This window comes from Mucilaginibacter sp. P4_E8, assembly GCF_056401495.1.
Map to the genome: position 1 here is coordinate 1 of NZ_JBFUJG010000448.1, position 638 is coordinate 638.

The window sequence follows — 638 nt, forward strand, 5'->3', positions numbered from 1 at the left end:
GTATTCATGTACAGGTTATCTGTTCCTGTACATCTTCCCGACGCATTAAAAGTTGAACTGAATAACGAATTATTTCTTTCTACCGGCAACACCTTTGACAGTTACGGAGAGGTATTATCAAAGGCCAACAAAAGGACATAGGTATCCCATGTATTAAATCAGATGGAGCTGGATTCTAAAAATGTCTTATTTTACCAATCCAGCTTTAATAAAGAAACACCCTGGCGCGGCAATGTTATTTCGGTTTGTAACCCGCCCGATTTAACCAGCATCTTTTCTGGCTTACCTATCATTTGTAATTGTCCCGCTTTTTCCAGCTCCTGAATTTGTGCTGCGGTTGGGTTTTGAGGCGAACCCATTTTTTTCCAGGCTTCGTATGAATTACTGTACTGCTTATCAATGCGGTACTGGGTAAATGTTACCGTTTTAGCCGGTAAATCATTGATGTTTATTTTTACAGGCACATCTGCACCTTGCAGGTCATCATCATGATAATTCCAAATCATCAGGGTAACTCCCCTTTTATCTTTAGCGGCCAAYCCGCCAATATCGGTATAAGCACCTCTGACACTTGAATCTGCAACAGATTTAACTGTAAACATCTGGCTACCTTTTACCTCTACCCTTTTACCCTTCAT

Annotated in this window: 1 protein-coding gene; it reads right to left on the reverse strand. The window is 40.7% G+C overall.

Annotated features, from left to right (window positions below):
- Positions 1-191 precede the first annotated feature (191 nt).
- A partial coding sequence (locus AC1DRQ_RS32035) for a GH39 family glycosyl hydrolase (RefSeq protein WP_477430278.1) occupies positions 192-638 on the reverse strand: 447 nt, incomplete at its 5' end.